The following is a 2841-nucleotide window of genomic DNA, read 5'->3' as shown; positions in this document are numbered from 1 at the left end:
ATGGTTCCAGCCACACGTTTGTCGCCAACATCAATTTGCAGTGTTCCGCGTTTCCGGCTGACAAGGCATTGTTTCTGGATCCTCCGAAGCACGGACTGCAGGATGTGGAAACTCCGGTCGTTGCGGGCATGGGACGATTTGATCTGACGGTTCGATCTTCCAACAGCAGTCCAACTCGGCTGTCCGATCTGCAGGATCAACTGGCCGAAGCCAGAACCAAACATCCGGAAGATGTGATTGTCGCCCGACTGAAAGGAGAGTTCGTTGCCGATGATGTTTCCACCGGACTGCAACTGCCACGCGATTGCTTTGTATTGCTGGACGGTGTGATCAGACCGGTTGCCGGTCTGGAGGATGAAGGGAGCCAGTTGGAACAACTGATTCTCATGCCACCGACTGGGATCGCCGGAATTTCAGGAGGGGTCCTTGACGGAGGAAGCATGGCGCAACACGTGGTGAATGCACCGGGAGATGCCGTGATATTGCTGGATGACGTCACGATTCGGAACAGCGGCTTCAACGGAGTGACAACCAAGAACCGGCACAATCTGGCACGTCCGATGTTTTTGCACGGGTGCCGTGTGGTGAACAATCGAAATCGTGGTGTGTGGATTCACGTGTGTCGCAGTGTGCATGCAATTCGAAACGTATGTGATGGCAACGGGGCCGACGGGATTGATTTCGATGCCTACGGTCGACAAAGCACTGCGTTGTTCAATAAGTGCGCGGAAAACGGGCGCCACGGTGTATTTGTTGAAGAGCCCGGAACGGCCGACAACACGATCTACGGTAATCAACTACACAGCAATCGGTTGCACGCGATATGCCTCTACAACTCTTCCAAAGAAAAGCCACTGGCCAGAAACCTGATGGCCTGCAACGAGTGCTCCGGAGGCATCAGTGTCCGCGCGCTGATGCACGACAACGTGCTGTTCAATAACGTGATTACTAACGGGCCGCTGTTGGGAGGCATGTGGAGTTCGCGTGAGACATATGTCTCACAAAACGTGACGAAAGCCTCCTCTGTATCGGTTAAGGGCAGCGGACCATTCTTCTGCACGCCGGGTCCCAGAATGCTTGGCCGCAATGAATTTGCTCAGACGGCACATGCACTGGCTGACCAGTGAAGGGGCCTACTCCATTACCAACCCTCGAGCCATTGGCCGAGGAGACCACCACTTCTCGCAGCAGCCAGACGTGGGCGATGCTCATCAAGCGAGCCCTGTCAACTAACAACCCAGCGAAGTCAACCCATTGTCGTGTCCAGAGTGTGGCGGCCAGATGCAGGTGGTGTCGTTCATCGAACCGCCTCAGGGCGAAGTGATCGAGAAGATTCTAAAACACTGTGGCTTGTGGCGAGCGTCGGCGCCAAGGGCGCCGCCTGATGTGGAAGGCTTGGTGCTCGAGCTGGATGCCGCCTATGCGGACAGCCCAATCGGTTCCGCGGACCAGGTCGATGAGTCTCGAGAGCTGACGTACGTCGATATCGACACGTTCCTGGCCAGCTTCTAAACCTCCCCGACGCACGCCGGCCCGGGGGCGATGCGCGCGAGCTGCGGGCTCGACACCTGTTTTGCGGCCTGAAAGGGAGCAGCCTGGTCAAAACGGCCAGAAGCCAAGGATTCGCTCGACGGCCATGGCCGTTCCACCTGCTACAATAGGACCGGGAGTGGAAATCAAATTTCCTATCAGTCACGGGGAACGGCGGAAGACTCTTTGTACCCGCGATACGTAATCGGAATCGCAACAGACCAGATGTTTTCACAAGCAAATGAGTGAACGATGATTAGGATGGGCCGTAGGAACAGAGTTGGACTGACGCTAAGCGTCCTATTGTATTTCGGGACAGCGTTAAGCAACGCCGCAGAGACAGATTCCCTGGCTGCAGATTCGGCCAGAGTAGCTACTGCTGATGGACCCTTCGTGGTGGCACCAGACGAACTCACCAAACAACTTGTTTTCGGCAGCTGTACGGCCGACGCTGTGAGTACGGCACTTCACAAAGTACGAAAGAGTGATCCGGATGCGGTCGTGATCGCCGTATTGACTGAACGCGTCACGGTAAACCGGGTACCCCTGACGATTCCGTCGCGAACCTGTCTGCTGTTTGCTGAGGAATCGGACGTTTGGGCGTCGGACGACGCAGGGGCAGAATGTCTGATTGAAATCTCGGATGCAGAAATGATTAGTCTCGCCAGCCCCGCGGGGTCGGTGCGACTGAACGGCAGAAACAAAGTTGACTGTGGACTGAAGATTCGTCGATCCGGAAAAATCCACTGCGATGGACTTCAGATTCTTGGATGCAAAGAGTTTGGCATGGACTACCGCGGTCGCGGTCAGGATCGCTTCGCGGATTGCGGATCCGTTACCCGGTCGCACATTCAGGATTGCGGTCACGCGGGGCTTGTCGTCCGAGACGCAGCTCAGTTTCTATGTCTCGACAACACAGTGGAAACAAGCAGGGCAGTCGGTATTGATATTGAATCGGCCCAGGCGCTGGTTGCCGGCAACACGATCTCATCAGACCGAATCGCATTGAAGACGGGAGGTGCGGGGCTGGTTGTCACTCGAAATTCCTTGCACGGAAAAGTTGGCGATCTGATGATGCTGGATTCGGCTCGGGGCTGTTTGATCAGTGAGAACACGTTTGAATCTTCCGGGATGTCGGTGGAGATGCGTGGATCGGCGAATTCCGTATTTCGCAATACCTTTGCACGCGTTTCGGACCCACCGGCGGATGCAGGGGATTCCTGCCTGTCCGTTGATGGTTCCAGCCACACGTTTGTCGCCAACATCAATTTGCAGTGTTCCGCGTTTCCGGCTGACAAGGCATTGTTTCTG

3 protein-coding genes are annotated in these 2841 nt (G+C 55.7%); all 3 read left to right on the top strand.

The genetic code is table 11. From position 1 onward, the window contains the following. A partial coding sequence (locus MK110_19680; protein ID MCH2213525.1) for a right-handed parallel beta-helix repeat-containing protein occupies nucleotides 1–1127 on the top strand: 1127 nt, incomplete at its 5' end. 154 nt (nucleotides 1128–1281) lie between these two features. Beyond that, nucleotides 1282–1512 (top strand): hypothetical protein, encoded by a 231-nt coding sequence (locus tag MK110_19675; GenBank protein ID MCH2213524.1) that lies wholly within the window; start codon nucleotides 1282–1284, stop codon nucleotides 1510–1512. 414 nt (nucleotides 1513–1926) lie between these two features. Then, the coding region (locus tag MK110_19670; protein MCH2213523.1) for a right-handed parallel beta-helix repeat-containing protein at nucleotides 1927–2841 on the top strand (915 nt) is incomplete at its 3' end.

This window comes from Fuerstiella sp. (assembly GCA_022447225.1).
Taxonomy (GTDB): domain Bacteria; phylum Planctomycetota; class Planctomycetia; order Planctomycetales; family Planctomycetaceae; genus S139-18.
Note: the sequence above shows the minus strand (reverse complement) of the source record. Positions and strands in the feature narration are given on the sequence as shown.